This window comes from Azospirillum sp. TSO5 (assembly GCF_003116065.1).
Lineage (GTDB): Bacteria > Pseudomonadota > Alphaproteobacteria > Azospirillales > Azospirillaceae > Azospirillum.
Window position 1 is genome coordinate 64,122 of record NZ_LGQY01000031.1, and the last position, 17,112, is coordinate 81,233.

The 17,112-nt window shown below is 68.0% G+C and carries 16 protein-coding genes; 11 read left to right on the forward strand and 5 right to left on the reverse strand.

The features are described 5' to 3' along the window. The first annotated feature begins 2 nt into the window (after window positions 1-2). The 3 genes from holA (at window position 3) to TSO5_RS09405 (ending at window position 2,023) form a co-directional block, all read left to right on the forward strand. Window positions 3-1,028 (forward strand): DNA polymerase III subunit delta, encoded by a 1,026-nt coding sequence (gene holA / locus TSO5_RS09395; protein WP_109151332.1) that lies wholly within the window; start codon window positions 3-5, stop codon window positions 1,026-1,028. Between the two features lie 46 nt (window positions 1,029-1,074). Further along, the gene (locus TSO5_RS09400; protein WP_109151333.1) at window positions 1,075-1,605 is read left to right on the forward strand and encodes a TspO/MBR family protein; all 531 of its coding nucleotides are present in this window, start codon (window positions 1,075-1,077) and stop codon (window positions 1,603-1,605) included. A 79-nt stretch (window positions 1,606-1,684) separates the two neighbouring features. Further along, window positions 1,685-2,023 carry a GIY-YIG nuclease family protein gene (locus TSO5_RS09405; protein ID WP_247870669.1) on the forward strand — a complete coding sequence of 113 codons (339 nt, stop codon included), beginning with the start codon at window positions 1,685-1,687 and terminating at the stop codon, window positions 2,021-2,023. Window positions 2,024-2,033: 10 nt separating this feature from the next. On the opposite strand, the gene TSO5_RS09410 is transcribed toward TSO5_RS09405, so the two are convergent. Next, window positions 2,034-3,071 carry a lysine-2,3-aminomutase-like protein gene (locus TSO5_RS09410; RefSeq protein WP_109151335.1) on the reverse strand — a complete coding sequence of 346 codons (1,038 nt, stop codon included), beginning with the start codon at window positions 3,069-3,071 and terminating at the stop codon, window positions 2,034-2,036. A 66-nt stretch (window positions 3,072-3,137) separates the two neighbouring features. On the opposite strand from TSO5_RS09410, the gene TSO5_RS09415 reads away from it, so the two are divergent. From TSO5_RS09415 to irrA, 3 genes are all read left to right on the forward strand, one after another. Further along, complete coding sequence (locus tag TSO5_RS09415; RefSeq protein ID WP_109151336.1) at window positions 3,138-3,881, forward strand: glycerophosphoryl diester phosphodiesterase; 744 nt, start codon at window positions 3,138-3,140, stop codon at window positions 3,879-3,881. Between the two features lie 254 nt (window positions 3,882-4,135). Then, the gene (locus TSO5_RS09420; protein ID WP_199230839.1) at window positions 4,136-5,533 is read left to right on the forward strand and encodes a nitronate monooxygenase; all 1,398 of its coding nucleotides are present in this window, start codon (window positions 4,136-4,138) and stop codon (window positions 5,531-5,533) included. Window positions 5,534-5,752: 219 nt separating this feature from the next. Beyond that, the gene (irrA, locus tag TSO5_RS09425) at window positions 5,753-6,178 is read left to right on the forward strand and encodes an iron response transcriptional regulator IrrA (protein ID WP_109151352.1); all 426 of its coding nucleotides are present in this window, start codon (window positions 5,753-5,755) and stop codon (window positions 6,176-6,178) included. Between the two features lie 28 nt (window positions 6,179-6,206). Here irrA and TSO5_RS09430 read toward each other — a convergent pair whose 3' ends face one another. Continuing rightward, on the reverse strand, window positions 6,207-6,449 hold the full coding sequence (locus TSO5_RS09430; protein WP_109151338.1) for a hypothetical protein: 243 nt from the start codon (window positions 6,447-6,449) through the stop codon (window positions 6,207-6,209). Next, window positions 6,446-6,688, reverse strand: a complete 243-nt coding sequence (locus TSO5_RS09435; protein ID WP_109151339.1) for a hypothetical protein — start codon at window positions 6,686-6,688, stop codon at window positions 6,446-6,448. The genes TSO5_RS09430 and TSO5_RS09435 overlap by 4 nt, the downstream gene beginning before the upstream one ends. Window positions 6,689-6,916: 228 nt before the next feature. Here TSO5_RS09435 and TSO5_RS09440 point away from each other — a divergent pair, with 228 nt between their 5' ends. Then, complete coding sequence (locus tag TSO5_RS09440) at window positions 6,917-9,034, forward strand: ATP-binding protein (RefSeq protein WP_247870670.1); 2,118 nt, start codon at window positions 6,917-6,919, stop codon at window positions 9,032-9,034. Between the two features lie 53 nt (window positions 9,035-9,087). Further along, the gene (locus TSO5_RS09445) at window positions 9,088-9,309 is read left to right on the forward strand and encodes a hypothetical protein (protein WP_109075987.1); all 222 of its coding nucleotides are present in this window, start codon (window positions 9,088-9,090) and stop codon (window positions 9,307-9,309) included. A 62-nt stretch (window positions 9,310-9,371) separates the two neighbouring features. On the opposite strand, the gene TSO5_RS09450 is transcribed toward TSO5_RS09445, so the two are convergent. Both TSO5_RS09450 and TSO5_RS09455 read right to left on the reverse strand, forming a co-directional pair. Then, window positions 9,372-11,054, reverse strand: coding sequence for a cation acetate symporter (locus TSO5_RS09450; RefSeq protein ID WP_109151341.1), 1,683 nt, complete (start codon window positions 11,052-11,054; stop codon window positions 9,372-9,374). Next, a complete protein-coding gene (locus tag TSO5_RS09455) occupies window positions 11,051-11,374 on the reverse strand; it encodes a DUF485 domain-containing protein (RefSeq protein WP_109151342.1) in 324 nt (107 codons plus the stop codon). The genes TSO5_RS09450 and TSO5_RS09455 overlap by 4 nt, the downstream gene beginning before the upstream one ends. A gap of 232 nt (window positions 11,375-11,606) precedes the next feature. Here TSO5_RS09455 and TSO5_RS09460 point away from each other — a divergent pair, with 232 nt between their 5' ends. The 3 genes from TSO5_RS09460 to TSO5_RS09470 all read left to right on the forward strand — a co-directional run bounded on the left by TSO5_RS09460 (window position 11,607) and on the right by TSO5_RS09470 (window position 17,018). Then, window positions 11,607-14,396, forward strand: coding sequence for a cache domain-containing protein (locus TSO5_RS09460; RefSeq protein WP_109151343.1), 2,790 nt, complete (start codon window positions 11,607-11,609; stop codon window positions 14,394-14,396). Between the two features lie 65 nt (window positions 14,397-14,461). Continuing rightward, window positions 14,462-15,184, forward strand: coding sequence for a response regulator transcription factor (locus TSO5_RS09465; RefSeq protein ID WP_109151344.1), 723 nt, complete (start codon window positions 14,462-14,464; stop codon window positions 15,182-15,184). 169 nt (window positions 15,185-15,353) lie between these two features. Further along, on the forward strand, window positions 15,354-17,018 hold the full coding sequence (locus TSO5_RS09470) for an acyl-CoA synthetase (RefSeq protein ID WP_109151345.1): 1,665 nt from the start codon (window positions 15,354-15,356) through the stop codon (window positions 17,016-17,018). Window positions 17,019-17,112 lie beyond the last annotated feature (94 nt).

The window sequence follows — 17,112 nt, forward strand, 5'->3', positions numbered from 1 at the left end:
GGGTGAAGCTTCAGCCCAAGGCGATCGACGGTTTTCTGCGCAGCCCGGACCGCAAGGTTCGGGCGGTGCTGCTTTATGGTCCCGACTCGGGCCTCGTGCGCGACCGCGCCCAGACGCTGGGCAAGACGGTGGTGCAGGACCTGTCCGATCCCTTCCGTGTCGCCGAGTTCCTGGGGCGCGCGATCGCCGACGATCCGGCGCGGCTGGCGGACGAAGCCGCGGCGATCTCCTTCACCGGCGGCCGGCGCCTGATCCGTGTCCGCGACGCGGAGGACAACGCCACCGCCGCCTTCACCGCCTTCTTCGAGAATTTGCCGCCCGGCGACAGCCTGGTGGTGGTCGAGTCGGGCGACCTCTCGGCCCGCTCCAAGCTGCGGCTTCTGTTCGAGGGGGATGATGCCGCCGCCGCGATCCCTTGCTATGTCGAGGAGGAGGCGTCGCTCGGCCGCGTCATCGCCGACATCCTGCATGGCCATGGGCTGACCGCCGATCCCGACGTGCTGAGCTTCCTGGCCGCCAACCTCGTCGGCGACCGCATGGTGGCCCGTGGCGAGGCGGAGAAGCTGGCGCTTTACATGGGCAGTGAAAAGCGCGTGCGGCTGGAGGATGCCCAGGCCTGCGTCGGCGACAGCGCCGCCCTGTCGATGGACGAGCCGGTGTGGGCGGCGGCGGAGGGCGATTTCGCCACGCTCGACCGTTCGTTGGCGCGGCTGTTCGCCGAGGGCACCTCGCCGGTGCCGATCCTGCGCGGCGCCCAGCGCCATTTCCAGCGCCTGCAACTGCTCACCGCCCAGGTCGCCGCCGGCAAGTCGCCGGAGGCGGCCGTCGAGTCGCTGCGCCCGCCGGTCTTCTTCAAGCTGAAGACCCGGCTGGTCAAACAGGCGCGCCACTGGTCGCCCAACCATGTCCGGCAGGCGCTGGAACGGCTGGTCGACGCCGAGGCCGACTGCAAGCGCACCAACATGCCGGACGAGACGCTGTGCGCCCGCGTGCTGTTCCAGCTGGCTTCGCTGGGCGCCCGGCGTTAACGGGCGCTGACTTGACCATTGGCGGCGGCGCGCTATCTGGCGGGGCATGAGCCACGCCATAGACACCGCGCCACCGCCCGCCCCCTTCCGGGTGCGCTGGTGGCAACCCCTGCTGTTCTGGGTCATCGTCAACGCCTGGGGCTTCGTCGAACGCGGTGGCCAGCCCTTCGCCGGGCATCAGCCGTCGCCCTTGCAGCCGCCGGGCTGGGTGTTCCCGGTGATGTGGTTCACGCTGAACATTTTCCAAATCTGGGGCGACATCCGCCTGCTCGACCCGGCGCGGCGAATCCGCAGCCGTGGCCTGTTGATCGGCCTGCAGGCGGTGACCTGGGCGATCTACGCCACCTTCAGCCTCGTCTATTTCACGCTGGGCAGCTCGATCCTCGCCGCGGCCTGGACGGTGTCCTTCTTCGTCATCACCTCCCTCTGCATCGCGCTGGTGGCGCGGGACGACCGCAGCATCGCGCTGATCTGGACGCCGCTGATCCTGTGGACCGGCTTCGCCTCGGTGGTCGGCATCCACAACGCGCTCATCAACCCCGATCCGCTGTTCGGCACCGCTGCCCTCTGGGGATAATACCCGGATAAAAACCTTGCATCGAATATCACCCGGGTATAACCAGTCGGGAACGATGATGCATGCGGGGAGGCTGGACGTGGTTGGCAAAGAGGAGCGCAAGGCGGCGGTTGCGGCCTACAAGGAGCGCAAGAGCGTGGCCGGCGTGTTCGCCGTCCGCTGTGCGTCTGCCGGTGCGGTGTGGGTGGGCGGCGCGCCCGATCTCGACAAGATCCAGAACCGCCTGTGGTTCCAGCTGAAGATGGGCGGTTGTCCGCACCGCAGCCTGCAGGCGGCATGGAACGCCCATGGGCCTGAGTCGCTGGCCTTCGAAATCGTCGAGCGCCTGGAGGATGAGGACCTTGCCTTCGCCCGCACCGCCGCGCTGAAGGCGCGGGTCGCCCATTGGGTGGCGGTCCTCGAGGCTGAGGCGATCTGAGCGGAAGGGCTCAGCCCCGGTAGTCGTGGACCCGGCCGGTGAAGTCGGTCACGCGATAACTGCCCTCGCCCTGCCCCTCGATCCAGGCCGCAGCGGCGGGTGCCTTGCCGTGGCCGCCGGGGATGTCGAGGACGTAAGTCGGCTGGCACAGCCCGGACAGCTTTCCGCGCAGGCCGGTCACCAGCGCCTGCCCCTCCGCCAGGGTCGGGCGGAAATGGCTGGTGCCGGCGGCGAGGTCGGGGTGGTGCAGGTAATAGGGCTTCACCCGGTTGCGGACGAGCCCGCGGAACAGCGCCTCCAGCGCCGCATGGCTGTCGTTGATGCCCTTCAGCAGCACGGTCTGGCCGACCAGCGGGATACCGGCCTCCACCAGCCGGGCGAGGGATGCCCGCACCGGCGGGGTCAGTTCGTCGGCGTGGTTGATGTGGACGGCGACCCAGGTGGCGAGGTCGGGGGCGGTCAGCGCCTCCAGCAGTTCCGGGGTGACGCGGTCGGGATCGGCGGCGGGGATGCGGCTGTGCAGGCGGACGATGCCGACATGCGGCATGGCCGACAGCGCCTGGACGATCCCGCGCAGCCGGCGCGGCGACAGCAGCAGCGGATCGCCGCCGGTGATGACGACCTCCCAAACCTCCTGGTGATCGCGGATGTAGGCGAGTGCCGCATCCAGCTCGTCGGCGGTCAGCGCCTCGCCGCCCGGACCGACCATCTCGCGGCGGAAGCAGAAGCGGCAATAGACGGCGCAGGCATGCAGCGGCTTCAGCAGAACCCGGTCGGGATAGCGGTGGACGATGCCCTTCACCGGGCTACGCGCGCCGTCGCCGATCGGGTCTTCCAGCTCTTCCGGCGTGCTGTACGCCTCGGCGGGGGAGGGGACGTACTGGGCATAGAGCGGATCCTGCGGGTCCGTACGTCCGGCCAGCGTCTCGCGCAGGTACGGGGTCAGTGCCACGGCATAGCGGTCGGCGACCGTACGTACGGCCTCGCCGGCTTCCGGAGTCATCAGCCCGGCGGCCACCAGATCGGAAACGCTGTGCAGGGCCTTCATCGCTCTTTCCCGCTTCGACGGAATGGGTCATGTAGGAAAGCGACCGCTCTTACTCCTGCGAGACCCATGCTGTCGACTCTTCCCCGCCTGATCGGCCACCGCGGCGCCAAGGAAAGCGCTCCGGAAAACACCCTCGCCTCGATCCGCGAAGCCGCCCGCCAGGGCGCCCGCTGGGTGGAGGTGGATGTCATGCTGACCCGCGACCAGCGGCCAGTGCTGATCCATGACGATACCTTGGACCGCACCACCACCGGCACCGGCGCCGTGCCGCTGCTGGATCTGGCCGAGCTTCAGCAGCTCGACGCCGGACGCTGGTTCGATGCCGCATTCGTCGGCGAACGGGTGCCGACGCTGGAGGAGGCGGTGGACCTGATCCGCGCGTTGGGACTCGGGCTGAACCTGGAGATCAAGCCCTATCCGGGGCAGGAGGAGATCACGGCGGAGGTGGCGCTGAACACCCTGCGGCCGTTGTGGCCGTCCGACCGGCCGCTCCTGCTCTCCAGCTTCGAGGTGCCCTGCCTGGAGGTGGCGCAGCGGCTGTGGCCGGAGATCCCGCGCGGCTATCTGCTGTGGGATCCACCGGCCGATTGGGCCGCCATCGCCGACCGCATCGGGGCGGCAACCCTGAACGTCGACCAGAGCCGCCAGACCGCCGACAGCGTGGCGGAATACCGCGCCACCGGCCGGCCGGTGCTGTCCTACACCGTCAACGACGCCGAGCGTGCCCGGACGCTGTTCGGTTGGGGCGTGTCGGCGGTCTTCACCGACGCGCCCGGCCGGCTGGCGCGGGAGCTGGGGCCGCTCGCCTGATCGGGTGCCTGATGATCCGCCGGGGGACCGGTCGACACGCTGACGCTTCCGTTCGCGACTGCGGCAAATCGTGAACGTTTTTTGCGCGGGGGGATGAATCCGCTCGTAGGGCGCGCCAATTCCTCATATATAGAACCGCACTGGCGATCCCGCCGGAACCCACGCGGATTCCGGTGGAGCCTTTCGTCGTCTGGTAGTCCGCCGCTTTGGTCCGGCGTCCCACGGGATGCCACGTTCGGTCTTTGGAGGGTTCGTTGAAGGCGTTGAAGCCGTTGCCGATGTCCGGCCGGGAGGTTCTGCCGCTCGTCGAGGGTGGCAAGGGTATTGCCGTGTCCAACGGCGAAAGCTCCGGCGCCTGGGCGGCGGCCGGCGGGATTGGCACCTTCTCGGGTGTCAACGCCGACAGCTATGATGAGAACGGCAACCTTCTGCCGCAGATCTACAATGGCAAGACCCGGCGCGAGCGCCATAACGAGCTGATCGCCTTCGGCATCGAGGGCGGTATCGCCCAGGCGCGCATCGCGCACGAGACGTCGAACGGCAATGGCCGCATCCACATGAACGTCCTGTGGGAGATGGGCGGCGCCGAGCACATCCTGCACGGCGTGCTGGAAGGCTCCCAGGGGCTGATCCATGGCGTCACCTGCGGCGCCGGCATGCCCTACAAGGTGGCCGAGATCGCCGTTCGCTACGGCGTCCATTACTATCCGATCGTCTCGTCGGCCCGCGCCTTCCGCGCGCTGTGGCTGCGCGCCTACCACAAGTTCCGCGACCATCTCGGCGGCGTGGTGTACGAGGATCCGTGGCTGGCCGGCGGCCACAACGGCCTGTCCAACTCCGAAGACCCGCAGAAGCCGGAGGATCCGTTCCCCCGCGTCCTGGCCCTGCGCCAGATGATGAACAGCTTCGGCCTGAACGACACCCCCATCGTGATGGCGGGCGGCGTCTGGTGGCTGTCGGAGTGGGAGGACTGGATCGACAACCCCGATCTGGGTCCGGTCGCCTTCCAGTTCGGCACGCGTCCGCTGCTGACTCAGGAGAGCCCGATCTCCATGGCGTGGAAGCGCAAGCTGGTCGCGCTGCAGCCGGGCGACGTCTTCCTGAACCGCTTCTCCCCCACCGGCTTCTATTCGTCGGCGGTGAAGAACCCGTTCCTGCTGGATTTGATGGGGCGGTCCGAACGTCAGGTCGCCTATCTGTCCAAGCCGGTGGGCGAGCATTCGGCCGAATTCCCGGTCGGTCCGCGCGGCCGCCCGGTCTATGTGACCGAAAGCGACAAGCAGCGCGCCGAGGGCTGGCTGTCCCAGGGCTTCACCACCGCGCTGAAGACGCCGGACAGCACGCTGGTCTTCGTCACGCCCCAGCAGTCCGAGAAGATCCTGCACGATCAGGTCGACTGCATGGGCTGCCTGTCGGCCTGCGGCTTCTCCAACTGGGCGCAGAACGAGGAGGGGACGACGGGCAAGCGTGCCGATCCGCGCTCCTTCTGCATCCAGAAGACGCTCCAGGCGGTCAGCCACACCGACGACTGCGAAAACCAGCTGATGTTCGCCGGGCACAACGCCTACCGCTTCGCCAGCGATCCCTACTACAACGACGGCTTCATCCCCACGGTGAAGCAGCTGGTTGAACGGATCGCCACCGGTTACTGACCGGGCGCATCATTGGACGGGCAAGGCCGCCGGCGGGAGACTGCCGGCGGCCTTTGCATTCGCCCGCCGCGCGTGTGCCGTCCGGTTGACGTCGGTGCGACAATAACTTGCGCGGCCTTTCCGAATGGTTTTACAGTTGAACGGATTGCGGCTATGTGCCGCGGTTCCGTCCCGGACCATGTGTTCGATCCCGATGTCGACAGTACGGGGGCCACGCCCATGATGACCGCCGAACGTCCCTTCAAGCGAGTCCTCGACCGGCTGAACGGTGCCGGTCTGCGCCCGACCCGCCAGCGCCTCGGCCTTGCCCGGCTGCTGTTCGAAGGTTGCGACCGGCACGTCACCGCGGAACAGCTGCATGGCGAGGCGCTGTCCGCCGACCTGCCGGTGTCGCTGGCGACGGTCTACAACACGCTGAACCAGTTCACCGCCGCCGGCCTGCTGCGCGAGGTGGTGGTGGAGGCGGGGAAGTCGTACTTCGACACCAACACCAGCGATCACCACCATTTCTTCGTCGAATCCACCGGCCGGCTGGAGGACATCCCCGCCGACCGGGTGATGGTGCAGAACCTGCCGGACGCTCCGGCCGGCACCCGCGTCGCCCGTGTCGACGTGATCGTCCGCCTGATCCAGGACGATTGCTGAACCCGTTTTTACCGATCCCGTTTCGCGCTCAGTTCCTGTCGGCCGGCGCCGGTTCGGTGGCGTTGGGCGCGCGGTCGACGAAGGGCCAGCGCATGAAGGCGAAGACCCAGACCGCCAGGACGTTGATGTAAGGGAACAGCAGCAGCAGGATCCACAGCGGGCTGCGCCCGGCTTTGGCCAGGACCCAGCCGCCAGCGATCAGCATGTACATCGTGACGATCGAGCCGATCAGCAGTTCCCAGAAGCCCAGATGGATCACGGTCTCCGTCATGCCGTCCTCCGTGCCTTGACCTTGCGCGCCTGACGCGCCGGCAGGACCGGCCAGCGGCTGTGCGCCATCACGCCGATCGGAACGACATGCCCGAGCGGAACCAGCGAGAACAGGGCCCACAGCGGCGAGAAGCCGGCCCGCCGCAGGATGCGCGACAAGGGCCAGACGATGGCGATCTGGAACAGCATCAGCCCCAAGAACGGCCCCTGTGTCAGGCCACCGATGAAATCCTGCAGCATGCCGGTCCGGACCCTCCCTCACATCGTCGTCGGGCAGAGAAGCGCGGGCGGGCGGCTTTGTCGAGCCAAACTTTTCCCAAGCGGGGCTTCCGGCACCGCGTTGCAACTTCTGCACGGATCAGGGGTGTGCGAACGTGAAATGTCCCGCATCGGCATGCTACAGTTTGCCGCGTCCGGCCTGTCCGGCTTGACGTCGTTTCAGAATTCAGATGCGGCGGACCATTCTCTTTGACGGATCTCTCCGAACCGGACGGTGGCGCGCACGGGAGACGGTGGCGCTTATCGTCCCTGCCGCCGGTCGCCGCGTTGCGCATCGGCCTGCTTGTGGCGGTGATCGCCGGCTTCTGGCTGGTCGCCTACGCCGACCTTGACCGCGCGCGCGACCGGGCGATCCAGGACGGGCTGCGCCAGACCGCCAACCTGTCGATCCTTCTGGAGGAGGATGCCCGCCGCGTCATCGTCGTTGCCGGCTATTCCCTGCATTCGATGGCGGAAAGCGGACGCATCACCGCTCATCTGCTGAGCGACACGGCAGAGCCGCCGGGCGTGGAGTCCGGCCCCGGACCGGCGCTGCGGAGCATGCTGATCGTGGAGCGGGACGGGCGGGTGCGGCAGGCCGCCGGGCTGGACGATCCGGCCTCGGTCGCCGGAACCCTGCTGGGCGACGCGGTGCGCGACGGTTCGGCGGCCTTCGTCGGGCCATACCAGACGGTTGACGGCGGCTGGCGGGCGGCCATGACCCGGCCGTTGACGGACGGCAGCGGCGTGGCGGTGGCCGTGCTCGACCTCGACCGCTTCACCCGGCTCTACGCCAGCCAGACCATCGGGCCGCTCAGCATCATCCTGCTTTATCGCGAGAACGGCGCGGTCCTGGCCTATTCGCGGACCGGCCTGCGATTGGACCAGGACCGCGCCGCCTTCGCCGCCTTTCTGCCGCGGCTGCCCGCCGGGGAGGCCGCGCGGACGCTGTCCGGCTTCGACCCGGCGGAAGGGCGCGAGCGCATCGGCACGGTCCGCCGGGTGGCGGGGTTGCCGCTGTACGTCTATGTCCGCATCCGCACCGATGACGTGCTGGCCGGCTGGTACAACGACCGCTGGAAACGCGTCCTGGAGACCGCGGCGGTCTCGGTGGTGGTGACGCTGCTGGCCCTGCTGGCCTTGCGGCAGCTCGGTCGGCTGGAGACGACGACGCAGGCGTTGCGGGCCAGCGACCGGCGGTCGCAGGCGCTGTTCGACAGCAGTTTCCAGATCATGGGGTTGCTGTCGCCGGATGGTCGGGTTCTGGCGCTGAACCAGCCGGCCTGCGCGCTGGCCGGGTTGCCGGCCAGAGCCCTGGTCGGGCGCCGCGCCTGGGAGTTCCGCGGCTGGGCCCGCACCGACGAGCTGGCGGCGGGATTCCGTCAATCCATCGAAAAGGCGGCGGCGGGCCGATTCGTCCGCTATGAGACCGACGTGGTCACCGACGGCACGACCCGCGTGATGGACGTGACGATCAAGCCGGTGTTCGACGACCGGGGCGCCGTGACGGTTCTGGTGGTCGAGGCGCGCGACATCACCGAACGGGTGGAGGCCGCCGCGCGGCTCGCCGCGGCGCTCGATCAGGCGGAGGCGGCCAACCGCGCCAAGAGCGCCTTCCTGGCGACCATGAGCCACGAGCTGCGCACGCCGCTGAACGCCATCATCGGCTTTTCCGACATCATGCTGCACGAGCTGTTCGGCCCGCTGGGCAGCCCGCGCTACCGCGACTATGCCCGCCATGTGCAGAACAGCGGCCGGCACCTGCTCGACCTCATCAACGACGTGCTGGACATGTCGAAGCTGGAGGCCGGGCGCTACACGCTGGATGAAAGCTGGCTGGAACCGGCGGCGGCTATCGAGAATTGCCGGGCGCTGGCCGCGGTGCCGGCCGATGCCGGCGGCGTGCTGCTGGCGGTCGACTGCGCCCCCGGCCTGCCCGGCCTGCTGGCCGACGAACGCGCGTTGCGGCAGGTGCTGCTGAACCTGCTGTCGAACGCGGTGAAATTCACCCCACGCGGCGGCCGGGTGACGGTGAGCGCGGCGCAGGAGGAGGACGGCGGGATCGCCATCGCCGTGCGCGACACCGGCATCGGCATTCCGGCCGAGGCGCTGACCCGTATCCTGGAGCCCTTCCAGCAGGCCGACAGCAGCATCCCCGGACGGTTCGGCGGCACCGGGCTGGGGCTGTCGATCTGCCGCGACCTGATGGCCCTGCATGGCGGAAGCCTGTCGATCGAAAGCGAACCGGACCGTGGCACCACCGCCACCATCCGCTTTCCGGCGACCCGCGTCGGCCCGCCGGTTGCGGCGGACGGCTTGCCGGCGTAAGCCTGTCGCCAATCAGGTTTGTTGGCTTTGAGGCGGATCGAAAGGCGGACGAGATGATCGGGAATGACGGGAAGCCGGTGTCCAAGGAGGAGGTGCGCAAGCACATCGCCGCCTACAACGGCCAGTCGCGCGGCTCCAAGGAATTCGCGGCGATCCCGCGGGCGCTGGTGACCATCCTCGACGGGCTGAAGCCGGGCAAGACCGGCTACGTCAAATGCCTGGACGGGCAGGTGCAGTTGTCGCGCCGCAAGGACAACAGCGTCTCGGCGGGGTGACAAAAGAAAAGCGCCCCTCCCCTGGTCTGGGGAAGGGCGCTTTCGGTCGGAATGTCAGGCGATCAGTGCTTGGCCGCGGCGGCGGCACCGATGCCGGTCTGGGAGCGGACGAACTGGTCCTCGAAAGCCTCGCGCTCGGCACGGGCGGACGCGCTGCTGTCCAGCTTCGACACGATGATGGTGACGAGGAAGGCCAGCGTCATCGAGAACAGGGCCGGCTGCTCGTAGGGGAAGATCGGCGCCGGGTTGTTCAGCACCACGACCCACACGGCGTTCGACAGGATCACCAGCGTGACCGCGGAGATCAGGCCGGCGATGCCGCCCGCCAGCGCGCCGCGGGTGGTCAGCCCCTTCCAGTACATCGACAGGATCAGCACCGGGAAGTTCACCGACGCCGCGACGCCAAAGGTCAGGCCGACCAGGAAGGCGACGTTCTGCTTCTCGAAGGCGATGCCCAGCACCACGGCCAGCACGCCCAGGACCAGCGACGCGATCTTGGAAACGCGCATCTCCTCGCGCTCCGTCGCCTCGCCCTTGCGGATGACGCGGGCATAGAGGTCGTGGGCGATGGCCGAGGCGCCGGCCAGCGCCAGACCCGACACCACCGCCAGGATGGTGGCGAAGGCGACCGCCGACAGGAAGCCCAGGAACAGGTCGCCGCCCAGCGCCTTGGCCAGATGCATCACCGGCATGTTGCCGCCGCCGATCAGCTTGCCGCCGACCTTGCCGCCTTCGAAGAATTGCGGGTCGGTGCCTACGATGGTGATCGCCGCCATGCCGAGAACGCAGACGATCAGGAAGAAGAAGCCGATGAAGCCCGAGGCGTAGAAGACCGACTTGCGGGCCTCGCGCGCGTTGGGGACGGTGAAGAAGCGCATCATGATGTGCGGCAGGGCGGCCGTTCCGAACAGCAGGCCCAGCGACAGCGACACCGCCGACACCGGGTCGGCCAGCAGCGTGCCCGGTCCCATGATCTTCACGCCGTCCTTGTGCGCGGCGATGGCGCTCTTGGCGATGGCCTCCAGGCTGAAGCCGAAGCGCGACAGCGCCAGGAAGGCCAGCAGAATGCCGCCGCCCAGCAGCAGCACTGCCTTGATGATCTGCACCCAGGTGGTGGCGATCATGCCGCCGAAGGTGACGTAGACCACCATCAGCACGCCGACCACGACGACCGCGATGTTGTAGTCCAGCCCGAACAGCAGCTTGATCAGCTGCCCGGCGCCGACCATCTGGACGATCAGGTAGAAGCACACCACCGTCAGCGAGCCGATGGCGGCGAAGGTGCGGATCTTGCCCTGGTCCAGCCGGTAGGAGGCGATGTCGGCGAAGGTGAAGTGGCCGAGGTTGCGCAGCCGCTCCGCCAGCAGGAACAGGATGATCGGCCAGCCGACGAAGAAGCTGATGGTGTAGACGAAGCCGTCATAGCCCTTGGCGAACACCAGGCTCGACAGGCCCAGCAGCGTCGCGGCCGACATATAGTCGCCGGCGATGGCCAGACCGTTCTGGAACCCGGTGATGCCGCCGCCCGCGGTGTAGAAGTCCGAGGTGGAGCGGGTGCGGCTCGCCGCCCAATAGGTGATGCCCAACGTCATCAGCACGAAGGCGATGAACATGCCGATGGCCGACAGGTTGATCGGCTGCTTTTCCACCTGCCCGACATCGCCGGCGGCCAGCGCCGGCACGGCGGACAGGGTGGCGAACAGGGTGGCGGCAGCCGCCGCGAGAAGGATCCGGCGGGCGGTCATTGCAGCGTCTCCCGCGTGATCTCGTCGGTCAGGTCCTGAAAACGGCCGTTGGCGAAGTGGGAGTAGACGCCGGTCAGCAGCCAGGACAGGATGATGATCCCCGCCCCGATGGGAAAGCCGACGCTGAGCGACGACTCGTCGGAGATCGGCTTGTGCAGCAGGTCCGGCGCGAAGGCGACCACCATCATGAAGGCGTAGTAGCCGACCAGCACGATGGCCGACAGGACCAGGGCCAGCCGGCTGCGCTGGCGGACCAGTTCCTGGAATTTGGGGTTCCGGCGGACCCTCTCGTAAACCGGATTGTTGGCGGGGGAGTGCATGTTTCCTCCAGACGCTGGACGTCCTTGTGGTGCCCCGACCCAAATCAATGGGATTGGGCTTATGGCTTTTCGGCTAACAAAACACTGTTTCGCAAATTTCCCGGAAATATGACGAATTGTTTCAGCGCAATTCAGGTAACAATCCCACCGATTCGCATTGAGGCGCGGCGGCGAAGCTGGGATGATGGCGGCAACTCCCCAATCCCCGCATCCTGCCGCCCCCGCCCGGAAAATGATCCGCTCGCCCCTGTTCCTCCGGCTGTTCTCGGCGATCCTGATCTCGCTTGGGCTGTTCTCCGCCGCGGCCTATGTCTTCTCGGTCCCCTTCATCGAGGAGAAGGCCTACGAGATCGAACGCGACGCCAGCCGCACCATCCTCGACAACGTGTTCGAACTGGTCAGCCGCATCCGCGTTGGGCTGGAGGAACAGCGGACGTCGACGGTGGAGTCGTACAAGACCCGCCTGCGCGATGTGCTGGAACTGGCGGTCGGCTATATCGAGCATGTCTATGCCCGCGCCGACCGTGGCGAGATCACGATGGAGGAGGCCCGGCGCGAGGCGATGGAGGGGCTGCACGCCTTCCGCTACGGCAATGGCGACTATGTCTGGGCCATCGGCTACGACTCGGTGATCCTGTCCCACCCGTCGCCCGACTATGAGGGGCGGAAGTCCGACGATTTGCGCGACAATCTGGGCCGCCACATCCTGCCGACCATCGTCGCCACCGCCAAGCGCGAGGGGGAGGGGTTCCAGACCTATCCGTGGTGGCGCCCCAACGGCGACGAGCGGGCGCCGAAGCTCAGCTTCTTCAAGGATCTGTCGAAGCGCGGCATCATCGTCGGCACCGGCGCCTATCTGGCCGACGTCGATGCCGAGGTGGAACGGCGCAAGGCCGAGGCCATCGAGGATCTGCGCCAAGCCCTGCGCAAGCTGCGCATCGCCCGCACCGGCTATCTCTACATCTTCGATTCGGCGAACCGGATGATCATCCACCCGAATTCGAACATCGAGGGCACGGCCTTCGGCGACCGGCTGAATTCGGCCACCGGGCGCCCGATCGCCGAGGATTTGAAGGTTGCCGCGGCGAAGGGGGAGCCGCTGACCTATCTGTGGGACAAGCCCGACGATCCCGGCAACTATGCGTATGAGAAGATCAGCTGGGTCCGGCATTTCGAGGGGTTCGACTGGTACATCGCCTCGTCGGTCTATGTGGACGAGTTGCGGCGGTCGTCGGTGGTGCTGGGCAACCGCATCCTCGCCATCGGCATGGCGCTGATGGCGGCGGGCAGCCTGCTGGGCTACATCGCGGTCGGGCGGCTGGTGCGGCCGCTGCGCCGTCTGGCCGACACCGCGGCGCAGGTGCGCGCCGGCGATCTCGACGCCCAGAGCGGCATCCGCCGCGGCGACGAGATCGGGCTGCTGGGAACCGCCTTCGACGGCATGGTCCGGCAGTTGCGCGACACCGTCGCCACGCTGGACAGCCGGGTGCGCGACCGCACCGCCGCGCTGGCGGAGGCGGAAACCCGGCAGCGCGTGATCCTCGACGCGATTCCCGCCTGCATCGCCGGGCTGGACCGCGACGGCCGGCTGACCTTCGCCAACCTGCGCTGGGCCGAACTGGTCGGGCGCGACAAGGCCGAGGTGATCGGCCGCGACCTTGCCGCCGTGGTCGGCCGGCGTGCCATGGCGGCGCTCGGTTCCCATCTCGACCGTTGCCTGGCGGGGAACGTGGTGACCTTCGAATATGCCTTCCCGCGCGACGGCCGCGAGATGGTGACCAAGACGACGCTGATCCCGCATCGCGGCGAGGGCGGACTGGAGGAGGGCGCCGTCACCGGCCTGTTCGTGCTGACGCTGGACATCACCGACGAGAAGCAGACCGAACGCCAGCTGGTGGAGGCGCAGCGGCTGAAGGCGGTCGGGCAGCTGTCGGGCGGGCTGGCGCATGATTTCAACAACCTGCTGTCGATCATCATCGGCAACCTGTCGGCGGCGCGCGACCGTTACGCCGAGGTCGAGGGGCTGGACGCCTATCTGGAGCCGGCCCAGCGCGCCGGCCGCCGCGGCGCCGACATCACCGCCCGTCTGCTCGCCTTCTCGCGCCAGCAGCCGCTGAAGCCGGAACCGATCGAGCTGTGCGGCCTGCTGCGCGACATGGCGGTGCTGCTGCGCCGCTCCTTCCCCAGCTCCATCGCCATCGGCGTGCCGGAGGAGGGGCGGGAATGCTGGACCATCGCCGACCAGACCCAGTTGGAAAACGCGCTGGTCAACCTCGCCATCAACGCGCGCGACGCCATGCCAAACGGCGGGCGGCTCGACATCGCGGTGGGCATCCGCAAGCTGGAGGGCGACCAGTCCTTCGACGAGCCGGTCCGGCCAGACGATTACCTGGAAATCCGCGTCAGCGACACCGGCACCGGCTTCACGCCGGAGGCGCTGGCCCGCGCGGTGGAGCCCTTCTTCACGACGAAGGCTTTGGGGTCGGGGCTGGGGCTGTCGATGGTCTACGGCTTCGTCAAGCAGTCGCGCGGTTACCTGCGCATCGATAGTCGGCGGGGGGAGGGGACCGTCGTCACCCTGCTGCTGCCGCGGGCCGAGCCGGTGGCACGCCTGCAGGACGCCGATCCGGCTTCGGCCGAACCGCAGCCCGGCGGCTGGTCCGGCCAGCTGGCGCTGGTGGCGGAGGACAACGACGACGTGCGGCAGGTGATGCGCCAGCAGCTGGTGGACCTCGGCTTCTCGGTGGTGGAGGCGGCCAGCGGCGACGAGGCGGCGGAACTGGTTGAGCAGATCGACGGGCTGTCGCTGCTGGTGTCCGACATCGTCATGCCCGGCCTGTCCGGGGTGGAACTGGCGCGGCGCGCCCGGCTGCTGCGGCCGGCGATGCGGGTGGTTCTGGTCAGCGGATTCGCCGTCGAGTATGGCGACCTTCCCGCCGATGCCGTCATACTGCGCAAGCCATGGGACAAGCGGGAGCTGGTGGCGGCCATTGGCCACGCCGCCGAACCCGCGCCGGCCTGATATGATCGGGCCCAGCGAACGCACCTGAAAAAATGCAGGGCGACGAGTGCCGAGGGGAAACGCGCGTGGGACAGAAGAAGCGCATCTATGTGGTCGAGGACGAGGCCGACATCCGGCGGCTGGTGACGGAGGTGCTGGAGGGCTACGGCTATGACGTGTCCTGCTGGGCGAGCGGGCGGGAGGCGCGGGCGGCGATCCAGCGTCAGGCCCCCGACCTGTGCCTGGTGGATCTCGGCCTGCCGGACATGGACGGCCTGACCCTGGTGCGCGAGCTGTGGGAGGATGTGCGGTTCGGCGTCATCATCCTGTCCGGCCGCGGCGGCACCTCCGACCGCGTGCTGGGGCTGGAGCTGGGGGCCGACGACTATATCGTGAAGCCGTTCGAGTCGCGGGAACTGGTCGCCCGCGTCAACAGCGCCATCCGCCGCCGCGAACAGCTGTCCAGCGCCGCCGCCCCGGTCGAGACCGCGCGGGCGCGCTTCGGCCCCTGGGTGTTCGATCTGGGCAACCTGACGCTGACCGCCGACGATGGCCGGCAGGAAAGCCTGACCGCGGCGGAGGCCTCGCTTCTGCTGATGCTGCTGAAGGCGCCCAAGCGCGTGCTGTCGCGCGAGCATCTGCAGGGTCCCGACCAGGACCGCGACGACTTTCCCTATGACCGCAGCATCGATGTGCGCATCTCGCGCATCCGCAAGAAGATCGAGGAGGACCCGCGCGCGCCGCGGCTGATCAAGACCGTCTACGGCGCCGGGTACCTGTTCGCGGGAGACGTGACGTGGTTGCGATGATTGGGCTGCGGTGATGGGGGCACCCCCTCGCGCCACCGTGAAACAACGCCAATAACAATTGGTCATAATCCTGAGAAAGTTGCGCAAAGCTGATCTGGTAGAGGCTGTTTCCAACACCGCCGCGCCCAATGTCGGCGCGCAACAAAGAACCCCTGGGGAGAACGGTCCGATGAGTGAAACTGCCGCCGCGGCGAATCAAAGCGTCGATGTCCGCGTCAATCCGTACGAGCGCGATCTCGACCGCAACGCCGCCAATTTCGTCGCCCTGACGCCGCTGACCTTCCTGGAGCGCGCCGCCGCCGTGTGGCCCGACCGGCTGGCCGTCGTCCACGGCCCGGTCCGCCGGACCTGGGCGGAGACCTTCGTCCGCGTGCGCCGTCTGGCCGCGGCGCTGGCGAATGTGGGGATCGGCACCGGCGACACCGTCGCCATGCTGGCCGCCAACACGCCGGAACTGTTCGAGGCGCATTTCGGCGTGCCGCTGGCCGGCGCCGTGCTGAACGCCATCAACACCCGCCTGGACGCCGAGGCCATCGCCTTCATCCTGAAGCATGGCGAGGCGAAGATCCTGATCGTCGACCGCGAGTTCTCCGGCGTCGCCAAGAAGGCGCTGGCCCTGCTGGACTCGCCGATCCCGGTGGTGGACATCGACGATCCGACCTACACCGGCGGTGAGCTGATCGGTGATCGCGATTATGAAGCCTTCATCAGCGATGTCGGTGCCGAGCATGCCTGGAGCCTGCCGGCCGACGAATGGCAGGCCATTGCGCTGAACTACACCTCCGGCACCACCGGCAACCCGAAGGGCGTCGTCTATCACCACCGCGGCGCCTACCTGAACGCGGTGTCGAACGCGCTGTCCTGGAACATGGGCGACGCGCCCGTGTATCTGTGGACGCTGCCGATGTTCCACTGCAACGGCTGGTGCTTCCCCTGGACCATCGCGGTCACCGCCGGCACCGCCGTCTGCCTGCGTCAGGTCCGCCCGGATGCCGTGCTGACGCTGATCCGCGAGGAGAAGGTGACCAACTTCTGCGGCGCGCCGATCGTCCTGAACATGCTGAACAATGCCCCGGCCGAGCTGAAGCAGGGCATCGAGCAGAAGGTGAAGGTGATGGTCGCCGGCGCCGCCCCGCCCGCCGCCGTCATCGCCGGCATGGAGCGCATGGGCTGGGAAGTCACCCATGTCTACGGCCTGACCGAATGTTACGGCCCGACCGTGGTCTGTGTCTGGCACGACCGCTGGGACGGCCTGTCGCTGGACGACAAGGCGGCGATCAAGGCCCGCCAGGGCGTGCGCGGCCCGATGCTGGAGGCGGTGATCGTCGCCGATCCCGTCACGCTGGAGCCGGTGCCGAAGAACGGCCGCAGCATGGGCGAGATCATGATGCGCGGCAACAACGTCATGAAGGGCTACCTGAAGAACCCGAAGGCGACCGATGAGGCCTTCGCCGGCGGCTGGTTCCACACCGGCGACCTCGCCGTCTGGCATGAGGATGGCTACGTCGAGATCAAGGACCGGTCGAAGGACATCATCATCTCCGGCGGCGAGAACATCTCGTCGATCGAGGTGGAGGACGTCCTCTACAAGCACCCCGAGGTGCTGGAGGCCGCGGTCGTCGCCCGCCATGACGAGAAGTGGGGCGAGACGCCCTGCGCCTTCGTCACCCTGAAGGACGGCGCCACCGCGACCGAGGCCGACATCATCGCCTTCTGCCGGTCGCACATGGCCCACTTCAAGTGCCCGCGCACGGTGGTGTTCGGCCCGCTGCCGAAGACCTCGACCGGCAAGATCCAGAAATACGTCCTGCGCAAGCAGACCGAGGGGCTGTAAGGGGCGGGGCTCTTTGCCCCCTCCCTAACCCTCCCCCGCTCTCAGCGGACCTATGGTCCGCCTGTCGCGTCAGCACAAAGCAAAGCTTTGTGCG

Excerpts from the sequence above, each read along its gene's own strand:
- TSO5_RS09400 (WP_109151333.1), top strand. The coding sequence starts at position 1,075 with ATGAGCCACGCCATAGACACCGCGCCACCGCCCGCCCCCTTCCGGGTG.
- TSO5_RS09410 (WP_109151335.1), bottom strand. The coding sequence starts at position 3,071 with ATGAAGGCCCTGCACAGCGTTTCCGATCTGGTGGCCGCCGGGCTGATG.
- TSO5_RS09415 (WP_109151336.1), top strand. The coding sequence starts at position 3,138 with ATGCTGTCGACTCTTCCCCGCCTGATCGGCCACCGCGGCGCCAAGGAA.
- irrA (WP_109151352.1), top strand. The coding sequence starts at position 5,753 with ATGATGACCGCCGAACGTCCCTTCAAGCGAGTCCTCGACCGGCTGAAC.
- TSO5_RS09430 (WP_109151338.1), bottom strand. The coding sequence starts at position 6,449 with ATGACGGAGACCGTGATCCATCTGGGCTTCTGGGAACTGCTGATCGGC.
- TSO5_RS09435 (WP_109151339.1), bottom strand. The coding sequence starts at position 6,688 with ATGCTGCAGGATTTCATCGGTGGCCTGACACAGGGGCCGTTCTTGGGG.
- TSO5_RS09445 (WP_109075987.1), top strand. The coding sequence starts at position 9,088 with ATGATCGGGAATGACGGGAAGCCGGTGTCCAAGGAGGAGGTGCGCAAG.
- TSO5_RS09450 (WP_109151341.1), bottom strand. The coding sequence starts at position 11,054 with ATGACCGCCCGCCGGATCCTTCTCGCGGCGGCTGCCGCCACCCTGTTC.
- TSO5_RS09455 (WP_109151342.1), bottom strand. The coding sequence starts at position 11,374 with ATGCACTCCCCCGCCAACAATCCGGTTTACGAGAGGGTCCGCCGGAAC.
- TSO5_RS09460 (WP_109151343.1), top strand. The coding sequence starts at position 11,607 with ATGATCCGCTCGCCCCTGTTCCTCCGGCTGTTCTCGGCGATCCTGATC.
- TSO5_RS09470 (WP_109151345.1), top strand. The coding sequence starts at position 15,354 with ATGAGTGAAACTGCCGCCGCGGCGAATCAAAGCGTCGATGTCCGCGTC.